Origin of the sequence: Bacillus sp. TH25, assembly GCF_016650935.1 — a bacterium.
GTDB lineage: Bacteria > Bacillota > Bacilli > Bacillales > Bacillaceae_G > Bacillus_A > Bacillus_A mycoides.
On sequence record NZ_JAEKEU010000037.1, the window covers coordinates 52,179 to 73,658 of the forward strand.

The window sequence follows — 21,480 nt, forward strand, 5'->3', positions numbered from 1 at the left end:
ACAGGAGAAAATTGAAAATGGCAGGTTGGTCTTGATTTTCACTGATATTATCATGTTTATTTTATTATGCCTATAACTTGGAGGCTATGTGAATGTTAAGTGATCAGACGAGATATTCTAGGCTCGCGAATATAACAAAAATAATAAATACAAAATTAGAACTACGTGAAGTATTGCAGCGTGTAACAATGGCGATATCAGAGGAGATTGTTAGGTGCAACGCTGTTGGAATTTATTTACCTCAGGAAGATGGAACATTTAGAGGTTTTGCAGGAAAACCAGAGACCATAAATGGCGTAACGCTCGATACTCAGGTAATTGATCCTGAAATAGACTTACTGGCAAAAGAAGTTATTGAAACCAAAAAAACCATTTATATTCCTGATACATCAAAGGATCATCGGCCGGATCCGAGACCAGTTGCTGCGTTCAAAATTAAGTCCTTATTAGCCCTGCCTATCTCATTTGGACAAGAGTTATTTGGTCTGGTTTTTTTATTTGATTATGGAGTTCCAATGAACTTAACAGATTCAGAGATTCAAAGTGTTGAAGCTTATGTAAATATGGCTGCGGTCGCAATTCAAAATGCAAATAATTTAACACAAAAGGAAAACCTTATTGCCGAGAAGCAGCTATTACTAGATGTTACCCGTGATTTATCAATGTGTTCCTCGATACAGGAGAGTTTTGATAAATGTTTTTTTTACTTAGGACAGATTTTAGAGAGTAAAAACATGGCTGCCCACCTTTTAGATCCGCTAGACAAAACAACGATTAAAACAACAAAGTTAAGCAAGGACTGTGATTGGACAGAAGCGGATTGGATGGAGAAAAGCTATGAAGCCAAGATCCAAGAGGTTATTCAAACAAAAAATATAGATAGTAAGGGTCTACTGATGATTCCATTGGTTTCAATGGGAGAAATATTAGGGGTAATCGTCGTTGGCAAAGAGGGAAAAGCTCACAATTACGATAATTCCCAAATTCAACTGGCAAAATCTATCGTTGATGCCACAGCTCCTACGTTTTCAAACTTGTTATATATGGATCAACTTGAAAGTATGGTGGAAGAGCGAACGAGAGAACTAGCTGCTGCTAATGAAAAAGTTACAAGTGTGATTGAAAGTATTACGGATGGATTCTTTACTTTGAATAATAAATGGGAATTTACGTACGTAAATAAGCATCAATATTTTCCACAAAGAAAAACAGCAAAAGATGTATTAGGCAAGAATATATGGGATGTTTTCCTGAGTAGCGTCGACGCAGTTATGTATAAGGAATTTCATCGTGCAATGTCAGAGCGAACTACAGTTCATTTCGAATCTTTTTCTATCTCTGATGAATATTGGCACGAAGTTATTGCATACCCGTATGATGATGGTATTTGTTGTGTTTTTAAAAACATAACGGAAAAAAAGCAATATGAGCAGGAATTGAAAAGGTTATCCAACATAGATTTAATAGGGCAAATGGCAGCAGGTATCAGCCATGAGATTAGAAATCCAATGACAACAGTACGAGGGTTTTTGCAGTTATTAAAAGAAGAGAGCATCTATGAGAAACATAATAAGTACTTTAATTTAATGATTGAAGAACTTGACCGTTCCAATTCTATTATTACGGAATTTCTCTCAATGGGTAATACAAAGAAATCGGATTTACAGATGTTAGATTTAAATTCAATTATCCACGATAGTATTCCTTTAATAAAAATTGATACGTATAATCAAAATAAATATATTCAAGTCGATACAAATGACATTCCGGAATTACTTTTAAATCGTAATGAGATACGGCAATTATTAATAAACCTATACCGTAATGGCTTAGAAGCGATGAGCACAGGGAAAGTTCTAACCATTAGCACCTACAAGGAAGGTCGAAATTGTGTGGTGCTTGCAGTGCGGGATCAAGGAAAAGGTATCAGGCCTGAAGTATTAGAGAAACTGGGTACTCCATTTTACACGACCAAAGATAATGGAACTGGATTGGGATTAGGCGTATGTTATGCTATTGCTGCCCGGCATAATGCGAAAATAGAAATTCAAACAGGCTCGGAAGGCACTACCTTTTTTGTTAAATTTAATTATGAAAATAATGAACAATAACCTCATTTAGATTAGTTACGGTGAACCGTACCACAAATAAAAAGGAAAACCTAAGTAAACACAATCAATATATTTCACCTGAATTTTGCGTAACATTCATGTTTGAGTTGCCCACTAAAATAAAAAGAAATGGACTAACCTATATCAGGTTAGTCCATTTTCAAGTGTGTTAATTAATAGTAAATCTCCCTTTTGTACTTTTAGGAGCTTTTCGGTATTAGATCCTGGCTCTCCATATGTATATTCTGTTAGCATTGGGTCCTCATGTCCGAAGTTTCGTTCAGCATCTTTATAACCAATTAGATAATTCAATATTGATTCCCTCTCATATTAACTCTAGTATCATTATAATTTAATTGGGTTAAAATGGATAATTAAAAGTACCTAAACAACATATGTTGCTGTTTTAAAATCATCCCCAAAACCATTAATCCACCTAAGACTACAAAACCAACCTCTAAAATGTTAAAGTAGTAACTTAACGATATTAATTTACACATGCTAAAAGCATTACTATAATCAACATTTCAGGAGGACAAACAATGGCTATAAGTAATAATGATATATTAATTCGAGTAAGATATGCTCTGGATATAAAAGATACAGATATGGTGGAGATATTTAAACTTGGTGGCGTTGAAGTAACAAAAGAAGAAGTGCGAAAGATGCTGACAAAATTAAAAAACAGTTACTATGATGAAGTTGATGATATTGATGTAGTTGAATATGATTACGAAATAAAATGCAATAATGTTATGTTAGAGTCATTTTTGAATGGTTTTATTACTTTTAAAAGAGGAAAACAAGATCCAAAACCAGGGCAATCGGATAGACAAGCGATGTCTTTAAAGAGTAATGGAAGTGTTAATAATCTCGTTCTAAAAAAATTGAAGATAGCACTATCATTAACAAGTGAAGATATGCTTGATATATTAGAAGACGTAGGAGTCATTGTAACAAAAGGAGAATTAAGCGCTCTATTAAGAAAAGAAGGCCATAAGAATTACAAAGAGTGCGGTGATAGATACGCAAGGAATTTCTTAAAGGGATTAGCTGTAAGCTATAGAGGATAAGAAATAAGCATTGTAACATTTATGATAAAGCAGTAAATGATATAATAGGTAGAGTAGGACGTTTGTATCCTGCTCTTTTTTATTTGTAAAAATAATTATGAACGAATACGTTAGGTGATGAAATGGTACATACATATTTAGGTGAGACAATTAATTTTCATATAACTTATAAGAAGAAAAAGTCGGTGCGTCTTTATGTAGATTCTTACGGAAATGTTGAGGTGCAAGCCCCGAAAGGTACACCTGTTGAATACTTAGTCCAATTGTTAGAGGAGAAATGGGATTGGATTCAGGCAACACGTAAGGAAATGCAGGAGCGAGCGCTTGGACCACAGGAAAAAGGTTATGATCAAGGAGAGGGTTTTCTGTATTTAGGAAACACATATCCGATACAGGTTTCTCAAGATGTAAGTATTACGCAAGACAATGCAGTGTTTGAAGGGGATAAGCTACATATTTATGTGAAAGAGCTTAAGGATGAGAAAATCCAGCAAGCTTTGAAGCGATTTTATTATAAGCAGTGTAAGGCGGTAGTGGAAAAGAGTATTAAAGCGCATCAAAACAACTTTAAAACAAAACCGCGTTCTATTCGTATTACAGATAGTAGTCGTACGTGGGGAACTTGTGATTCAAATCTACAACTAACATTCAATTGGAAACTAGCAATGGCACCTCAGAGGGTAATTGATTATGTAGTTGTTCATGAAATGTGTCATATGGTTCATTTAAATCATGATCGCTCTTTTTGGCGTCTTGTCGGGAAGATAATGCCTGATTATAAGGAAATGGAAAACTGGTTAGCGTTATCTAGTTGGAAGATGACGGTTTAGTAGGAGTTCCCGACCCGAGGTATTGTGTAAATGCATATTATTATTTGAATCATATAGAGTTATTAATTTTCAGTGCATTGTGATATTATCAAGAATATAAATGGATTAAAATGGAATATTATTGTGGTGGGAGTGAGATAATGCAAACAAATAATGTGAAATCAGTCCTTCAAGCGTGGCATTTGATAGAGTCATTAAATCCAAGTGAAGTTCCTGGTAAGGAAGAAAGAATAAAAAAGGGTTATTTTAAAGATAATCAAGATAGAAATAGAACAAAGTTAATACAACTTGAGGAATATCCTTGGGAAGAAAATCAATTGAAAGATGAAGAGAAATATAAAGTGCAATATCAGTACTATATGTCTTGTTTTGAGCATTATAAACTAGTTGATTTTATAAGGGGAATTTTAAAAAATAGTGACGAGGTTATTAATAAAGATTATAAAACATTATTTGGCTTTTCTTTTTCTGTAGATGATGAAGGGAACTATATTACAGGTTCAGTATTTGTTCCTTTGCTTATGTATGTAATAAAAAGGATGATACAGAATACGGAAAATTATTATAGTAATCTTCTTGTTCAATTTGAAGGTCAATTAAAGTTGTTTGAGGAAGAGATAAAAAATACTTTTATTAATGGAGTAACAAGCGAGGCCTTAATCAAAGTTCAGCAAATTTACCAACGTTATTTTTATCAAGTAGAAGATAATGATATACATTATTTGGAACTTAAAGTAGTTAAAGCGGATAAGAAAGTTCCTATTCAAAATTTTAATAGTTTTTATTTAAGAGATTTGGTTAATATACTGGAAAAAGGGGAAAATGAAGCACTTCGTCAGTTTATTCAGGGAGTGAATACTGAAAAACGTATAGATATAAATGAGAATCGGGAATATATTGAAATGATTTTACAACCTAGCTATATACCCGATGGACGTTGGCCATCACCTGTAGAACATAGATTATCATTGATGCAGCAAGTAGCTGTTAACCAGATTTTAAATAGTAATCAACAAATTAGTTCTGTTAATGGGCCACCGGGAACAGGTAAAACTACATTGTTAAAAGATGTTTTTGCAAATATTGTAGTTGAAAGGGCAAAGGAAATAATAAAGTTTAAAGATCCTACCCAAGCATTTCAAAAAGAGAAAACAATTAAGGTAGACGACTATCATTATCCAATATACATATTGTCTCCTAATTTAAGGGAATATTCAATGGTAGTTGCATCAAGTAATAACGGGGCTGTTGAAAATATTTCAAAGGATTTGCCAAAAGAAAAGGAAGTAATACGTACGTCTAATGAAAAGGAACCGAATTATTATGATGCTTTGTATGCTGAAGAGGCAAGCGAACTAGAAATGTATTCATCAGTAGCGCAAGATCTTTTAGGAGATGAGATAAAAACATGGGGCCTATTTTCGGGGGTTCTTGGGAAGTCAGAAAATATTTATAACTTTGGTCAAACTTTGTATAAATCAAAGGAGAATGGAAAAGGGTTTATACAACAACTAGAAGAAGAGAGCGAAATAATAACATTAGAAAACTGGGAAAATGCGGTTAAAGATTTTCAAAATGTTTTTGAATCGATACGTAAGAAAAAAGAAGAACTTCAAAAATTCTCTAATAATTATAAGGGGAATTTATCTTTGAGTGACTCATTAGAAAAAAGAAAGAACAAATCCTTATATTTGAAGAAGAGAAAATAAAGATAGATAACAGATGTGAGTATTTAGAAGTACAAAGAAAGCTGACAGAGCAACAAATTCAAATGGTACCTAAGCTATCTTTTTTAAAAGGCTTTTGGGCAAGAAAAACGTTAAAAAACGGGAGTTAGAAAAGGAATTAAATGATATTATTTCTGAATTAAAGGGAAAACAGGAAGAAGCTTATTTAAAAGGGGAACAAATAAAAGATAATAAGAAGATAATAGAGAAAATAAAGGTAGAGAATTCTATTTTTATAGAGCAACAAAATTATTATAAAGAACAAGGTATAGTACTACCGAGTGAAGAGTATTGGTCAAATTTAAAAGAGGCATATGAATATCGTCAACTAAATACAATTTGGCTTACTGATGAATTGAACTTTGAAAGAGGCTTGCTGTTTTTAAAGGCTATGAAAATTCATAAGTTACTACTTGCGTTCAATTTTAAAGCGATTAAATCCACTATACGCTTACTTAATAATCGCACAAAGTTAAATTTGGATGATGCGGAGAATAAAAGGTATTTAAAAAATATTTGGGAAACAATTCATTTAATTACCCCTTTAATCAGTACGACTTTTGCAAGTTTTAGTTCTATGTATAAAGGTATAGGAAAGGATAGCATTAATTATCTATTTATAGATGAAGCAGGACAGGCAAGTCCGCAACAGGCAGCTGGTGCTATGTGGAGAGCAAAGAATGTAATAGTAGTCGGGGACCCCATTCAAATTGAGCCAGTTGTCACAATCGACCAAACAATTTTAGGTGATATTAGAAAATATTTTAGTATAGATAATAGATATATTGATATGGGAAGTTCTGTTCAAACATTGGCAGATTTAGCAAATCCATATGGTACATTTAATAATTCTCGACAATGGATTGGAACACCATTATGGGTTCATAGAAGGTGTTTAGATCCAATGTTTACAATAGCTAATGAAATAGCTTACGAAAATAAAATGGTATTAGCTCAAAAAGAGCGAGGAAAGAGTGTGTGGTTTGACTGTAAAGGTTTGACTACAGATCGCCAATTTGTAGAGCAACAAGGAAAATTAGTAATAGAGCATATTGTGCGCCTATGGACAAATATTTCAAAACCGCCAAATGTATACATAATTTCTCCTTTTACTGCAGTAAAGGATAGTATGAAACAAGAGTTGGAAAGTAAATTGAAGGATATGAACATCTCTCGTACGTTAATTAAAAATTTCTTGAAAAACTCTATAGGTACTGTTCATACATTTCAAGGAAAGGAAGCAGATGTTGTTTATTTTATAACTGGAACAGATATGAATAGCGATAGTGCGGCTAATTGGTCATGTTCGAAGCCTAATTTGTTAAATGTTGCAGTTACAAGAGCCAAAAAGGAATTTTATGTGGTAGGTGATTATAAACGATTTTCTCAGAAACCGTATTATAAATCTATAGTAGATAATGTAGATGAGGTTCAGAGGGAAAATATCCATTCAATGAATAAGTAAAATTATTTATAGGTTATGGGTACATTAATTCAAATGACCAATGAAAAATAAGATGCATTGGTCATTTGTTTTTTTATAATAATAGGTGATTATTTGGAGAATTTAACGAAAAAAGTATTATCTAGTTTTAACATCTCATACCCACGATACCCCTCCGAAAGCAACGCCTGCTGTTCATCAGCATCACTCATCGGAACATCTTTAACATCCGTCCAATCTCTTTCTGTGTCCTTACGCAATTCCTTCACAAAAACATACCGCATACTCCCGCCATACTTCTCCTTCAGTGCAGCAATTTCCATACCTTGCGCAAACTTATCTTTTAAACTAGGGATGTTGAAAGGTGCAACGGTGCAACAAACATAGTCGTACTGGCTGTCTTCTTTTTGTAATTCATCCATGATGACTGTGGCTAATATTTTTTGCATGCCATTTCCTCGGCAGTTCGGATGAACGTTTGAGATTTCTTGATAGATGACGCGGTGTAGCTGACTTTCTGGTAGACCAATATCAAGCCCTAAATGTTCATCGTCGATAGGAGGGACTAGTAGGGCACGAAATGCGATGAGCTCGTTTTGTATAAACGCCCCGATCATCATGCCGTTTCCTTCTAGAATGTATTGAAATTCTTCTAGCGAGAGTGGTTGTAAACGACCTTTATCTTCTAGCGCTTCAACTATAACGTTTTGTAATGATAAAATTTGTTCGATGTGCTCTAGTGATAGTAATGTAACGTGAAATGGTTGTTCGTTTTGTTTTAATGTTCCTTCGTAAAGAATCGTCATGCGTTAGTCCTCCTTTAGCGTACAACGTCTTGAAAGACGGTTAGTTCTTGTAATGTATTTTCGTTTATTTCAATGCCGAGTCCCGGCTTTTCGTTTAAGCGAATAAATGGTACGTCGTAATGTAAGTTTCCGATGTCTTTCGTGAATTTTAATGGTCCTGTTAGCTCGACGCTAGTAATGATTTTTTTTGAGAAAGCGACATGGAATCCTGCGGAAGAGGCAACAGATGATTCGACCATGGATCCAACTTGGCATTCAATGCCTGCCATTTCAGCTTGATGAGCGAGTTTTACAGCTGGATATATGCCGCCGCATTTCATTAGTTTTATATTCACTTTATCAGCTGCGTCTAATTTAATAATTTGGCGCATTTCACGAGAGCCTTTTAGTCCTTCATCAATCATAAGCGGAAGATCTGTTTTCGAACGAATATGAGCCATTGCATCAATATCGTCTGCGACAACAGGCTGTTCAATCCAGTCGATGTTTAAATGACCTAATGAACGAAGTGCTGTTAATGTGTTTGCGCTATTTTTCCAGCCTTGGTTTACATCAACACGAATCGCGATATCATTTCCTACACGTTCACGTACAGCTTCAATTCGTTTTACATCTTCTTTTACATTCGTGCCGACTTTCATTTTGAAAGATTGGTAACCTTTCTTAATCATGGAAGCCGCTTCTTCAGCCATATTTTCTGGATCGGCGATACTTAAGACGTGAGTGACAGGAAATTCTTCATGGTAGCGTCCTCCAATTAATTGATATACAGGTTGATTTAGTTTTTTACCCAGTATATCAAAACAAGCGATATCAATCGCAGCTTTCGCAGTAGGAATACCGTAAATTGTATTGTCCATCATATCGTGTATTTTTTCGATATTCATTGGATTTTTCCCAATTAGAGCAGGAGCTAGTGTATGTTTTAAAACATGGAAAGTACTTTCCCATGATTCACCTGTAACGTGATCATCAGCAACGCCTTCACCGTAACCGATAATGCCTTCATCTGTTTCCATTTTGACGATAATAGAAGGCATATCAGAATAAGAACCATAACTAATAACAAACGGATCGCGAAGTGGTAAACGAATTGCGTAAAGATGAATAGCTGTAATTTTCATTGAATAAAGACCCCTTCCTGTTTACAATGGTTTTGTACATTTGATATAGTTGACGTTAAATAGTCGTTAATTGATGATAAGGAGTTAGAGAAAATGATGATAAAAATTGCAGTTGTCGGTTCAAAAAAGTTTATGGAGAATCTTTTACCTATTGCTCATAAACTAGAAGAGATAGAGATTGATCCATATATTTACCTTCACCCGGCAGAATCTTCCGAAATATTAAAACGTTTAAAACCTTTAAAACCTTGTGATGTTATCTTTTTCTCAGGTGCTTTACCTTATTATATGGCAAAAGAAATAAGAGAACAATTACCAATTCCAAGTGTATATTTGCAGCAAGACGAGACAACTGTCGCATCTTCACTTCTTTCTATATTATATCATCAAGGTATTCAACCTCATAAAATTTCAATTGATTTAGTAGATCGTTCGTTTATTACAAATGTGTTCCATGACATCGGTCTAAAAGAAACGCCGCAAGTGATGGATTATGAAAATATGTTATGGAGTAATGATGAAATTAAGAGAATCATTGATTTTCATTTAGCTAAATATCAATCAGGAGAGGTTGATTTAGCTTTAACTAGTATTCACGCTGTCTACGATGAACTTCAAAAAATAGGTATTCCTTCAGAGCGCATGATAGATCCGACGCAATCAATTATACATGGGTTAAAAGATGCAAAAATAAAAGCTGAGTTAGCAAAAAGCCATTCAGCTACTGTTGGTGCTTGTATTATATCCTTTATAGAGTTACAAGAAAGCTCGCTTGAACAATTAAATGTAATTTCAAAAGAATTACGTGGTTCATTTAAACAAGTTGATGAAATGACTTTTATTTTGTATACAACTCGTGGTGATATTGAATTGAGTATAAAAACAAATACGATAGCTCGTTTATTTATGAATATAGAAAGCGCAGTGTCTGTTGGATTTGGTTACGGTAAAACAGTAAATGAAGCGGAAAAAAATGCAAAAATCGCTCAAGGTTTCGCAAGGAATAATCCGATAGAACGCTGCTTTTATATACTAACAAGTGATAAAGAATTATTTGGTCCGTTCCCGAAAGAACAGAGAGTACAAAGTTTAAAAAACGATAATCCAGAATTAATGAAAATAGCGAAGGAAACGAAGCTTAGTCCTGCAAACTTATCAAAAATCATTCAATTTAGTCAATCGCATCCATCATTGAAATTTACAGCGGCCGATCTTTCTGAGTACTTACAAGTGACTCGGCGATCGACGGAAAGGCTGTTAAAGAAATTAGTTGATTACAGGTATGCCAATATTTGCGGCGAGGAAATGCCCTATCAACAAGGGCGCCCTCGCGCAATATATGAGCTGAATTTACCGTTGTATTCGTTTCAAAAATTTTAAGCTTCTAGTTGTGCTTTTTGTTTTTTCAGTAGGTCTGCTTTCTCAATATCAGATAGCTTCGTAATTGTGAAGCCAGTTATACCATAAATGATTGAGATAATAGGTACGATGAAATTCAATATAGCATAAGGAGCATATTCGAATGCACCGACTCCAAGTGTTGCGAGTATAAATACACCACATGTATTCCAAGGTACGAAAACAGAAGTTAATGTTCCACCATCTTCTAATGCTCTGGATAAGTTTTTAGAATGTAGTCCTTTTTCTGTGTACGCATTTGCATACATTCTTGAAGGAACAACAATCGAAATATATTGTTCAGAGCAAGTAAGATTCGTTGCAAAGCAAGATGCGATAGTAGAAGCGATAAGTCCTTTTGATGATGTCGCTAATTTTAAAATTTGATTTACAATTGAGCGAAGAATGCCAGTATGTTCTAGTACTCCTCCGAAAGTCATAGCGACAATTGTCATAGAAACTGTATTCATCATCGAATCTAAGCCACCGCGGTTAAATAGTTCGTCTACTAGCTTGTTTCCAGTGTCTATGACAAATCCAGTTTGGAGTGCACCGACAGATGCTGAGACAGAACCACCTTGAATAAAGACTTGTGATAAAAATCCTAAAATAATACCTACGAGAATAGCTGGTATAGCTGGTACTTTTTTAGCGACCAATACCATAACGACTACGGGTATGATTAATAGGAAAGGCGAGATAACAAAGTTTTGTTGCAATACTTGTAACGTTTGATCGATGCTTTTTGCATCAATATTGTTATCACCGAAGCTTCTTCCTAATAAAGCATAGACGATAAGAGTAATAATTAAACCTGGAATTGTAGTAAATAACATATGACGAATATGTACGAATAAATCTGTATTTGTTAATCCTGCGGCTAAGTTTGTTGTGTCTGAAAGCGGTGACATTTTATCGCCAAAATAAGAACCGGAAATTATAGCACCGGCAACCATTGGAGCTGGGATTCCCATACTTAGGCCAATTCCCATTCCAGCAACACCGATTGTTCCCATTGTAGACCAAGAGCTACCGATTGCTAATGCAACGATAGAACAAATAATTGTAATTGAAACTAAAAATAGTGATGGAGTTAAAAGTTTTAAGCCGTAATAAATCATAGTAGCGACGATTCCGCCGCCAATCCAAGCACCGATCGTTAAACCTACAAGAATAATGATAACGATAGCGGGTAATGCAAGGCGAATTCCTTTATACATCGATTCTTCAATGTCATTCCATTTGTAACCGTATCGCCAAGCGACGATCGAAGCAACGGTTGTACCGATAATAAGTGGGACGTGAGGGCTTTGTTCTAATACAACAATTGTAACCATCATAACTGCAACTGTAATGATAATAGGGATTATTGCTATGCCAAAAGGTATTTCTCTTTTCATAAACTGCCTCCTCATTATGTATGTTTGTATTTTTAGAATTGTCGCAAAATAGACGTTATTAAGTTATAATAACTAAAAATAGATGTAAGCGTCAATATACAAACAGAAAATATCGAATCTTCTATTTGTATGGATATCTTTATAAGGTGAGTTGAAAATCGGGTATTAACGGTATTAAAAAATAAATAATTGACTTTTTTCTTAAAATTCAATATGTTCATAAAAACATCTGTTTTTCATAAGTATAATTAATCTGAATGGTTTGTAATTAGGGGAAGGAGAATGAAGCTTTGAAAACATTAGAACTACAAGAGCGTTTAACTGAAATTTTTCAGCATTTACATGAAAACCCTGAAGTAAGCTGGAAGGAATATGAAACGACAGCTTATATTACTAACTTTCTAAAAGAAGAAGGAATTTCATATAAAATATTTGATGATTGCCCTGGCGTGATTGCTGAAATCGGAAGAGGGAATCCAGTTATCGCGATTCGTGCTGATATGGATGCACTATGGCAAGAAGTAGACGGAGAATTTAAAGCGAATCACTCATGCGGCCATGATGCTCATATGACAATTGTGATGGGCCTTATTTTACAATTGAAAAATATGAGATGGGATAGCGGTACTGTTAGATTTATTTTTCAGCCGGCAGAGGAAAAAGGAAATGGTTCCTTAAAGATGGTAGAGAAGGGCGCCGTGGATGATGCTGATTTCTTATTTGGTGTTCATTTAAGGCCGATTGAAGAACTGCCTTTGAAACAAGCAGCCCCATCTATTCGTCACGGAGCTGCAGCATTTTTAGAAGGGATGATTCATGGAGATGATGCACACGGGGCACGCCCACATCAAGGTATAAATGCAATTGATATCATTTCGATGATCAATATTGGATTGAAAAATATATGGTTACCGCCGCAGACGTCTTATTCTGTTAAGATGACGAGATGCCAAGCTGGTGGTGATAATCTAAATATTATTCCAGGTAACGGACATTTTAGTTTAGATGTAAGAGCAGAAAATAACATATTGCTAGATGAATTGAAGCGAAAAATAGAGCAAGTAATTCAGTCAGCTGAATCAATGGGATCTAAACTTTCTTATGAGTGGATTGATCTCGCACCAGGAGCTGAAGTGTCAGAAGAAGCTGAGCGTTTCATGCGGAAAGGCATTCTTGAAGTGTACGGGGAAGAGGGATGTACTGGACCACTGTATACGACAGGAAGCGATGATTTCCATTACTATACAGTGAAAAGACCCCATTTAAAAGCTGTCATGCTTGGACTAGGGGCGAACTTACAACCTGGATTACACCATCCGTATATGAAGTTTGATCATAGCTGTATAATGGATGGAGTAGAAATATTGAAACAAACTGTATTGAAAGTATTAGAAGACAGGGGCTAGAAAGCTCCTGTTTTTTTGGTAGGAATTTGTTGTTAAGTCGATATATTCGATTTCGCGATATTATAATTTCACGTACCAATTAATTTGATAAAAATGAGCATTCAGTACGTGGTGTATAATAATAGTAATATTTCTTAATAGGAGCAAACGAATGAACGAACAATATTACGATGCTGTATTAAATATAAAAACTGTCGGCGAGCAAAAAGGATTTAATAAGTCTATGCATTATCACCGTTATGAACCGACGCCATATAGCGGATTAGATGAGTTGTTGAATCAATATGAAATAAGAAGTAGCGATCGAGTTGTAGACTTTGGATGCGGAAAAGGACGATTAAATTTTTACATGCACCATAAGTGTGGTGCTTCAGCGGTTGGAATTGAAATGAATGAAGAGTTTTATAAAGAAGCAATGGATAATCGTGATCGTTATGCACGAAAGGTAAGAAACAGTAAAGATAAAATTCAATTTGAATGTTGTTTAGCACAGGAATATGAGATTGATCCACGTGATAACCGGTTTTATTTCTTCAATCCATTTTCTGTCCAAGTGTTTATGAATGTAGTAAATAACATTTTGCTTTCAGTAGAAGCGGTGGAGAGAGAAATTGATATTATTTTATACTACCCTTCTGAAGATTATATTTTCTTCTTGGAGAATCAGACTGCATTTGAATTGAAGAAGGAAATAAGATTACCGGGTGCTTATGAGAAAAATGGGAATGAGAGATTTTTAGTTTATACATTAGGATTATAAAAAAAGCAGGTGCCTTGGCACCTGCTTTTTTAAAACTCAGGTCTATATAATTAGTTACGGATTAAGTAATCAAATGCACCTAAAGCTGCATTCGCACCTGAACCCATAGAGATGATGATTTGTTTGTACGGATTATTTGTACAGTCACCTGCACCAAACACTCCTGGTACGTTTGTAGCGCCGTGCTTGTCTGTTACGATTTCACCGCGAACGCGTTCAACTGTTTCGCCTAACCAGTCTGTGTTTGGCACAAGACCGATTTGAACGAATACACCTTGTAATTCAACGTGATGAACTTCTTCAGTTTCACGATCGATGTAAGAAATACCGTTTACTTTATCAGTACCAGTGATTTCTTTCGTTTGAACGTTTTTCAGAACAGTTACGTTAGGTAAGCTGTTAAGACGTTCTTGTAATACAGCATCAGCTTTTAATTCTGGCATGAATTCAAGAACAGTTACGTGCTTAACAATACCTGCTAAGTCGATAGCTGCTTCAATACCAGAGTTACCACCGCCGATAACCGCTACATCTTTTCCGATGAATAATGGACCGTCACAGTGTGGGCAGTATGCTACACCTTTGTTTTTGAACTCAGCTTCACCCGGTACGCCAACATTACGCCAGCGAGCACCTGTTGAAACGATTACGCTCTTACTTTTCAGAATAGCGCCGTTTTCAAGTTCCACTTCAATAAGTTCTTTTTTCTCTAAACGTTTCGCACGTTGTAGATTTATTACATCGATGTCGTATTCTTTTACGTGCTCTTCAAGGCTTGCTACTAGCTTAGGACCTTCAGTGTGTTTCACGCTGATGAAGTTCTCAATACCCATAGTATCCATTACTTGACCACCGAAGCGCTCAGCAACGATACCAGTGCGGATGCCTTTACGTGCTGCATAAATTGCTGCACTTGCACCAGCTGGGCCGCCACCAACAACAAGAACATCGTATGGATCTTTATCAGAAAGCTCTGATGCATCTGGACCGTTACCCATTTTAGCTAAAATTTCTTCAAGTGTCATACGACCGCTTCCGAAAGATTCGCCGTTTAGGTAAACAGTTGGTACTGCCATGATGTCTTTACTTTCTACTTCCTCTTTGAATGCAGCGCCATCAATCATAGTATGTGTAATACCAGAGTTTAGAACGCTCATCACGTTAAGAGCTTGTACAACATCAGGACAGTTATGACAACTTAGGCTGATATAAGATTCAAAATGATATTCGCCTTGAATGTTTTTGATTTGATCGATTAATTTTTGTTCAACTTTTGGAGCACGTCCACTAACTTGTAGTAAAGCTAACACTAATGAAGTAAATTCGTGTCCTAATGGAATACCAGCGAATACGACACCAGTGTCTTCGCCAGGGCGATTTACGCTAAAGCTTGGTGTTCTCTCTAGTTCAACTTTTTCTACTGTAATCTTAGATGACATAGTAGCTAATTCATCTACTAGAGATAACATATCTTTAGATACGTTATCGTCTCCTGCGCTTACTTTAAGTAAAATATCGTTCTCCATTAACTGAAGGTATTGGGATAGTTGTGTTTTTATATCTGCATCTAGTATCATTTTGATCGAACTCCTTAGATTTTGCCTACAAGGTCAAGGCTTGGTTTAAGTGTTGCAGAACCCTCTTGCCATTTAGCTGGACAAACTTCACCTGGGTTGTTACGTACGTATTGAGCTGCTTTAATCTTGTTAACAAGAATACTTGCGTCACGGCCGATACCGTCAGCATTGATTTCCATAGATTGGATAACGCCGTCTGGATCGATGATGAATGTACCACGAGCAGCAAGACCTTCTTCTTCCATTAAAACGTTGAAGTTTGTAGTGATTGTGCGAGTTGGGTCACCAATCATAATGTATTCGATTTTGCCGATAGTTTCTGAGCTATCATGCCATGCTTTGTGAGTGAAGTGAGTGTCTGTAGATACAGAGTATACTTCAACGCCTAAGTCTTTTAGAGTTGCGTATTGGTTTTGTAAGTCTTCAAGTTCAGTTGGACAAACGAATGTGAAGTCTGCTGGGTAGAAACAAACTACGCTCCATTTTCCTTTTAAACTTTCGTCAGTAACTTGGATAAATTCTCCATTATGGTAAGCATTAGCTTTAAACGGTTTTACTTCTGTGCCGATTAATAACATATTAAAATTCCTCCTAAAGGTTGGTTTTGAGCATCGGAAATTAGTTTGCTCATAAAATATATTTTTTAATTAACTATAATAATTCTAATTCGATATTAATTATCATATAAAAGTGGTTATTTTGTCAAGGAGAATGTAGCACTTTATTGTAATTTTAATTAATATTTATTCTCAATTGAGATGATGAAGTAGTTTAGCAGTGATAGAAGTAGAAAATTTAGTTTTAAATGAGTGAGTATAGTCATAGGTGAAGGTATTTTACTACGTAAATTTTAATTTGAAAGTGAAATGTATAAACGATAATTAAATTTATTAGTGGAAAGATTTCTTAGTAGATTGTGTATTTGAAAAGTAACTTCTTACTTTATTGTACAAAGAATTTTGCAATAAATAAAACAAAATGAATCGGAATCTTTTTGAAAACGTGTTGTTATTTTAAGTGTTCTTTTATTTGACATAAATTGAAGCATAAAGTATTTAGCGAAGGAGTAAAGAGGTAAGAAATAACTAAGATTGTTTTGCTCAATTTAAATGTAAAGAAATAATCCATCAAGCGTAAAGGTGCTTGGTGGATTATTTTTTAATTTATTTTTAATGTATGTAGGGCGCTACGTATATTGCTATTCAATGCTTCGAAAAATGCACGTAACTTGGAGTTTAAATGATTATTTTTATGGATAAATAGTCTTTCCGTAATTAGTAGTTCACCATTTATACCAAAACATTGCATTTGTACGGATATATCTTCATTACTTTCGTGAATAGTGGGGAAAACATAATGGAATACTTTGCTTGGAATCATATACTCTTTGATCATGTAATTTTCAGAATCACAATTTGGCGTATGTTTTATATAAATCTTCACATTTTCTTTCGTGACGATAAATTCTAACATTGTGCATTTTATTAGGTTAGGATCGAAATCATTGGATTCTTGTAAATATAAATTAAAATTCGTTCTATCGGAAATGGATTCAATATTTGTAAGTACAATATTTTGGTTATTATAAGTATTCATCTTCTTCTCCTTTAGTATATGTATTAAGAAATTATTTTCATTGATGAGGGAATACTTTAAATATGGTTTATCTCCATTAATTAATTTATCAAACGTTTCTCTCAAAAATCTCTCAAGATATTTTTTATAAAATGAAAAACCTGTCTCCACATAGAGACAGGTTTTTTAAAGTTATATGCTTTGAAGTTTGTAAGCCCATAAATACCCTTTTGACTCTAATAATAGGTCGTTAGTATTATGCTTTTCTATAAATTGAATTGTTTGGTTAATATGCATTGCATAACCATCTGTTGTACGCTCGATTGTGATAGGAACATTTAGCTCACTGAATAGTTGACGTATTCGATAAATAGTATTATACAAATTTGCTAGTGCACGTTTTTCCGCTATGTTAGGCCAAATATCGTCAATAATATGCCATTTTGAAACAGCTTTTTCTTTATGGAGAAGGAAGTAATAAAAAAGCTCTTCAGTAACACGGGTAGGCCATTTTAGCGATTGATGATCTTTTTTTACAAAGGTATTACCGTATAGTTGTACTTGAAGGGTGTTTGAATTTCTTTGTTGATTCGAAACACCATAATATTTTTTGAGGCGGTAATCTAAATCTTTTACAGCATTAGGTGTCAACGGTTTTAAAATATAATCAAGAGCTTGTACCCGAAAAGCTTCTAAAGCATAGTTTGGATAAGCTGTAGAGAAAATAACCGGAACATCAATGCCTTCACTTACTAACTTTTGAGCGAGTTCAATTCCTGTCATTTTAGGCATTTCAATGTCTAATAAAATAGCGTCTAATGTGTAAAGAGGAAGCATTTTAAGTGCCTCTAATGGTGACTGGAAAGTATCAATAACTTGAAATTCACCATGTTTTATTAATAAATGATTATGTAAATCTAAAATGGGTTTTTCATCTTCTATTATTACTATTCGCCACACTGCTTTCTCTCCTTTAATGGAATTGTTACATTAATAGTTGTTCCTTTATTTTCAATAGAATAAATCTCTACAGTTCCATTGGAAAACTTTCGAACACGACGTAAAACATTTGAAAATCCAATTCCTTGATTCTTAAGAGTTCCATTTAATAAATTGTGTATAGTTGTTTCTGACATTCCTATACCGTCATCTATTACTTGTATAAATAAAATCTGTTTTATTTGTTTTATATTAATTTGTACATGACCGTTTCCTTCTTTCTCAAATAGGCCGTGGCGTATTGCATTTTCCACAAATGGTTGTACGAGTAAGTTAGGTATATATATTTCATCTAAAGATTGGACGGTATCAACTTCATATGAAAAAGAAAGACGTTCGCCAAATCGTGCCTTTTCTATTTCTACATATGCTTGAATGATAGAAAGTTCCTTTTGTAATGTAGAATAATTTGCTTCTTTTCCAGACTCAAAGATATAGCGTAAGTAGGAGCTTAACATCGTTAGGAGATGTGCAGCACGTTCACTATCTGTATAACAGAATGAAATAATATTACTCATTGCATTATATAAGAAGTGTGGTTTGATTTGGGCCTGTAGAAAGGCCATTTCATTTTCGAATGCTTGCAGTATGGCTTCTCTTGTTTGGAAAATAGTATGCAGTCTAGCTAATAGTACTTGTTTTGTACAAGGTTTAACTAAGTAATCGGTTATTCCACTTGCAAATATATTATCTACATGAGTTGGATAATCTTTTGAACTTAACATTAGAATAGGTAATTCTAATATGGATGTTTTTTTGCGTATATGTTTGGCCAACTCAATTCCTCCAATTTCGGGAAGAGTTTCATCTATAATAAGAAGCGAGAAATCTTTAGTTTTCTCTAGCAAGAAAATAGCTTCTTGAGCTGAATGGACAATGTTAATATTGTATTTTTCGGATAGTAAAGATTTTAGTACCTCTGTATGTATGACATCATCATCTACAATTAAAATTTTTGGTTGATGGCTAGTATTTACTTGGGAAACTTCTTTAAAACCATGTCGTTCCTTTAAAATAGTAGGTATTTCTTTATATTCATAAAAAGGAACTTTTATTTTAAATAGAATAGAAGTTTTATAGTATTCAATTTGTAACTGCCCATTCATGCGTTCTAGCAGTTCTTTACTTATTAATAATCCAACTTCAGTATGAGCTTCTTCATACGTAAAATTAGAACTTCTAGTAGCTTTAAAGGTTAAATGAATATTTTCTCCTATATGTTGAGTATCAATAACAATTTTTCCACTTACTGCATAGTAACAACATTCTTCTAAAATACGATAAAGTACTTGTGTTAATCGATCTTCGTCTACTAGTCCATGCAAATTCTTCGGTATGTATTCTTGATACATAATGTTTTTTCTTGAGAGGGGTAGTTCCATTAATTTATAAACGTGATTCACAACCATTTTTATATTTGTTGATTTTCCTACAAAAGAATAATCATGAAATTTAATTTTTGTGAAATCCTGTAAATCATTAGTAAGATATAGTAAACGTTCCGTAAGTTGTTCCAGTAGATGTAACTCATTAGAATGCTTTTCTTTTTTATCATTAGATTTTACAGATTTAATTAAATTAATTGCATGGTATAAAGGATTTTTTAATTCTTGGGTCGTTACTTTTAAAAAAGAATCTTTTGTTAAATGAATAGCTTCTAATTTTTTCGATAAGTGCTCAGCTTCTTCGGTACGATTAATAAAACGTGTGCCTAAAAAGACATTCATCATAATAATGAAACCTATTAGTCCAAAGCGATTAAATATGTTACGACCTGATGCAAAAAGTTGTTCTAGTGTGCCGCTAAAGAGAAACATAAATAGAGTAAGTAACATAAGGATAAAAATTAAAATTTCATTTTTATTAATAATCCACTTTTTTTGTATGATTAGCTGAGTCATTCTTAGGATAATCCACAATAACATTATATTCATATAAAAAAAGAATAGTGTTTGTAGATTAGATAGAGATCGAGCTGGAAATAAGATTATGCTTACACTATAAATAAAGAAAGGCGAAAATAATAAAAGCATTTGTTTTTTATTTATAATAGTAGGCATAGTTTTTGAAATAAACAATGGTAATAAAATTGCACTAAAAAATGTAATAGAGTCTTGTAATCGAAAATAAATTTCAAAAGGAATATTAGGAACAGCGCGAAGTAATATACGCTCCCCACGTGTCATAACAATTAGTGCAAGGCTTAGGAAATAACAACCACTATAAAAAAAGCCATCATCTTTTTTACGTAGCAAGAAGATAGTGAGATGAAAAATACTAAAAACTAATAATATGGAAACTGCTGTCCATTCAATATTTGTATCTTCCGCTACGTCTTCTCGCATCGCTTTAGCATCACCGAAATCGATTGGGAAAATTATACCTCCCCGTACATTATAAAAATTTGAAACTTGAATTGTTATGAGTAGCTCTTTTGTTTTCGGTGTTAAATAAATTTCATATGATGGGTTTTCAGGTTTTGTATTTTCTTTTGATTTTCCGATCTGGCCTACTTCAGAAACTTTTTCGTCGTTTACATAAATAGTATGGGCTGACCAAATATTTCGAATTCGAAAACCAACTTCAGAAAAATGCTTAGGTAGCAAGATCTTTAATTGATAAGCACCATATTGTGCTTTGGATTCCCACTGTCCTGGTACGAGTTGGTTTGGAGCTTGGTCTTGAAATTCGTTCGAATTTACAAATTCATTTGGGGTGAATTTCCATTCGCCTGCTAAAGATAATATTTTCGCATTTGAAGGAAGATCACTTAAATTAAGCGTACCATTTTGTGCACGTTTTTGAATGAGATTTGTATCACTATCTCGAAAGTTAATATTTATAATTAAAAGCATCATCACAGTGATGAGAAGCCAACCAATGGCTTGTTTCCACATGGGGTAATCACCTCTTCTTCAATAATATATAATAAAATTCTTAGTATTTAAATTTTATATTTTAGATATATGAATTTAATGTGTCAATGTGTTATGAAATTCGTAATTTTTAACACTTATCCCGCAATTTATGGACAATAAGATTCCCACATCGAAGTTCGAATGGAAAATAAAGAAGTTAGGGCGGAGCCGGCTGACTGTAGAGGCCCAATTGGTGCGAGTTAATAATCAATAGGGATAGACAAACCCTCGATTGATTAAAGTTTTCCTTTAGTTATAGAGAATAAACTAGGGAAATGGAGGCATTGACTCCCATCTTTAACGAGCTATAATAAAATCTAGATACATCTTTC

At 34.1% G+C, this 21,480-nt stretch carries 17 protein-coding genes; 8 read left to right on the plus strand and 9 right to left on the minus strand.

Features of this window, described 5'->3' with window-relative positions:
• Positions 1–92 precede the first annotated feature (92 nt).
• Positions 93–2,111, plus strand: a complete 2,019-nt coding sequence (locus JFT89_RS19330; RefSeq protein WP_002010154.1) for a GAF domain-containing sensor histidine kinase — start codon at positions 93–95, stop codon at positions 2,109–2,111.
• A 144-nt stretch (positions 2,112–2,255) separates the two neighbouring features.
• Here JFT89_RS19330 and JFT89_RS19335 read toward each other — a convergent pair whose 3' ends face one another.
• Positions 2,256–2,423, minus strand: a complete 168-nt coding sequence (locus tag JFT89_RS19335) for a hypothetical protein (RefSeq protein WP_002010155.1) — start codon at positions 2,421–2,423, stop codon at positions 2,256–2,258.
• 230 nt (positions 2,424–2,653) lie between these two features.
• Between JFT89_RS19335 and JFT89_RS19340 the strand changes: the two genes are divergently transcribed.
• The 4 genes from JFT89_RS19340 (at position 2,654) to JFT89_RS30345 (ending at position 7,206) form a co-directional block, all read left to right on the plus strand.
• On the plus strand, positions 2,654–3,184 hold the full coding sequence (locus JFT89_RS19340; protein WP_002010158.1) for a YehS family protein: 531 nt from the start codon (positions 2,654–2,656) through the stop codon (positions 3,182–3,184).
• 122 nt (positions 3,185–3,306) lie between these two features.
• Positions 3,307–4,014 (plus strand): M48 family metallopeptidase, encoded by a 708-nt coding sequence (locus tag JFT89_RS19345; RefSeq protein WP_002063587.1) that lies wholly within the window; start codon positions 3,307–3,309, stop codon positions 4,012–4,014.
• 140 nt (positions 4,015–4,154) lie between these two features.
• Positions 4,155–5,723, plus strand: a complete 1,569-nt coding sequence (locus tag JFT89_RS30340) for an AAA family ATPase (RefSeq protein WP_242488415.1) — start codon at positions 4,155–4,157, stop codon at positions 5,721–5,723.
• A gap of 94 nt (positions 5,724–5,817) precedes the next feature.
• Positions 5,818–7,206 (plus strand): DEAD/DEAH box helicase, encoded by a 1,389-nt coding sequence (locus JFT89_RS30345; RefSeq protein WP_242488416.1) that lies wholly within the window; start codon positions 5,818–5,820, stop codon positions 7,204–7,206.
• Positions 7,207–7,295: 89 nt separating this feature from the next.
• Here JFT89_RS30345 and JFT89_RS19355 read toward each other — a convergent pair whose 3' ends face one another.
• On the minus strand, positions 7,296–7,991 hold the full coding sequence (locus JFT89_RS19355) for a hypothetical protein (RefSeq protein ID WP_002063591.1): 696 nt from the start codon (positions 7,989–7,991) through the stop codon (positions 7,296–7,298).
• Positions 7,992–8,005: 14 nt separating this feature from the next.
• Positions 8,006–9,115: a mandelate racemase/muconate lactonizing enzyme family protein gene (locus JFT89_RS19360; protein ID WP_002063593.1), complete on the minus strand. Its 1,110-nt coding sequence runs from the start codon at positions 9,113–9,115 to the stop codon at positions 8,006–8,008.
• 93 nt (positions 9,116–9,208) lie between these two features.
• On the opposite strand from JFT89_RS19360, the gene JFT89_RS19365 reads away from it, so the two are divergent.
• The gene (locus JFT89_RS19365) at positions 9,209–10,495 is read left to right on the plus strand and encodes a transcriptional regulator (protein ID WP_201040464.1); all 1,287 of its coding nucleotides are present in this window, start codon (positions 9,209–9,211) and stop codon (positions 10,493–10,495) included.
• On the opposite strand, the gene nhaC is transcribed toward JFT89_RS19365, so the two are convergent.
• Positions 10,492–11,913 carry a Na+/H+ antiporter NhaC gene (nhaC, locus tag JFT89_RS19370; protein WP_002063594.1) on the minus strand — a complete coding sequence of 474 codons (1,422 nt, stop codon included), beginning with the start codon at positions 11,911–11,913 and terminating at the stop codon, positions 10,492–10,494. The genes JFT89_RS19365 and nhaC overlap by 4 nt on opposite strands.
• Positions 11,914–12,203: 290 nt before the next feature.
• Here nhaC and JFT89_RS19375 point away from each other — a divergent pair, with 290 nt between their 5' ends.
• Together JFT89_RS19375 and JFT89_RS19380 are read left to right on the plus strand one after the other, a co-directional pair.
• Positions 12,204–13,319 carry a M20 peptidase aminoacylase family protein gene (locus JFT89_RS19375; RefSeq protein ID WP_002063595.1) on the plus strand — a complete coding sequence of 372 codons (1,116 nt, stop codon included), beginning with the start codon at positions 12,204–12,206 and terminating at the stop codon, positions 13,317–13,319.
• 151 nt (positions 13,320–13,470) lie between these two features.
• Positions 13,471–14,079, plus strand: a complete 609-nt coding sequence (locus tag JFT89_RS19380; RefSeq protein WP_002063596.1) for an SAM-dependent methyltransferase — start codon at positions 13,471–13,473, stop codon at positions 14,077–14,079.
• 50 nt (positions 14,080–14,129) lie between these two features.
• On the opposite strand, the gene ahpF is transcribed toward JFT89_RS19380, so the two are convergent.
• From ahpF to JFT89_RS19405, 5 genes are all read right to left on the minus strand, one after another.
• Positions 14,130–15,656, minus strand: coding sequence for an alkyl hydroperoxide reductase subunit F (gene ahpF, locus JFT89_RS19385; RefSeq protein ID WP_002063597.1), 1,527 nt, complete (start codon positions 15,654–15,656; stop codon positions 14,130–14,132).
• A gap of 14 nt (positions 15,657–15,670) precedes the next feature.
• A complete protein-coding gene (ahpC, locus tag JFT89_RS19390; RefSeq protein WP_000924420.1) occupies positions 15,671–16,234 on the minus strand; it encodes an alkyl hydroperoxide reductase subunit C in 564 nt (187 codons plus the stop codon).
• A 580-nt stretch (positions 16,235–16,814) separates the two neighbouring features.
• Positions 16,815–17,252: a DUF3978 family protein gene (locus JFT89_RS19395; RefSeq protein ID WP_016096989.1), complete on the minus strand. Its 438-nt coding sequence runs from the start codon at positions 17,250–17,252 to the stop codon at positions 16,815–16,817.
• Between the two features lie 171 nt (positions 17,253–17,423).
• Entirely contained in the window at positions 17,424–18,191 is a 768-nt protein-coding gene (locus JFT89_RS19400; RefSeq protein WP_016096990.1) for a response regulator, read from the minus strand.
• On the minus strand, positions 18,179–21,127 hold the full coding sequence (locus JFT89_RS19405; protein WP_016096991.1) for a histidine kinase: 2,949 nt from the start codon (positions 21,125–21,127) through the stop codon (positions 18,179–18,181). The genes JFT89_RS19400 and JFT89_RS19405 overlap by 13 nt, the downstream gene beginning before the upstream one ends.
• Between the last annotated feature and the right edge of the window lie 353 nt (positions 21,128–21,480).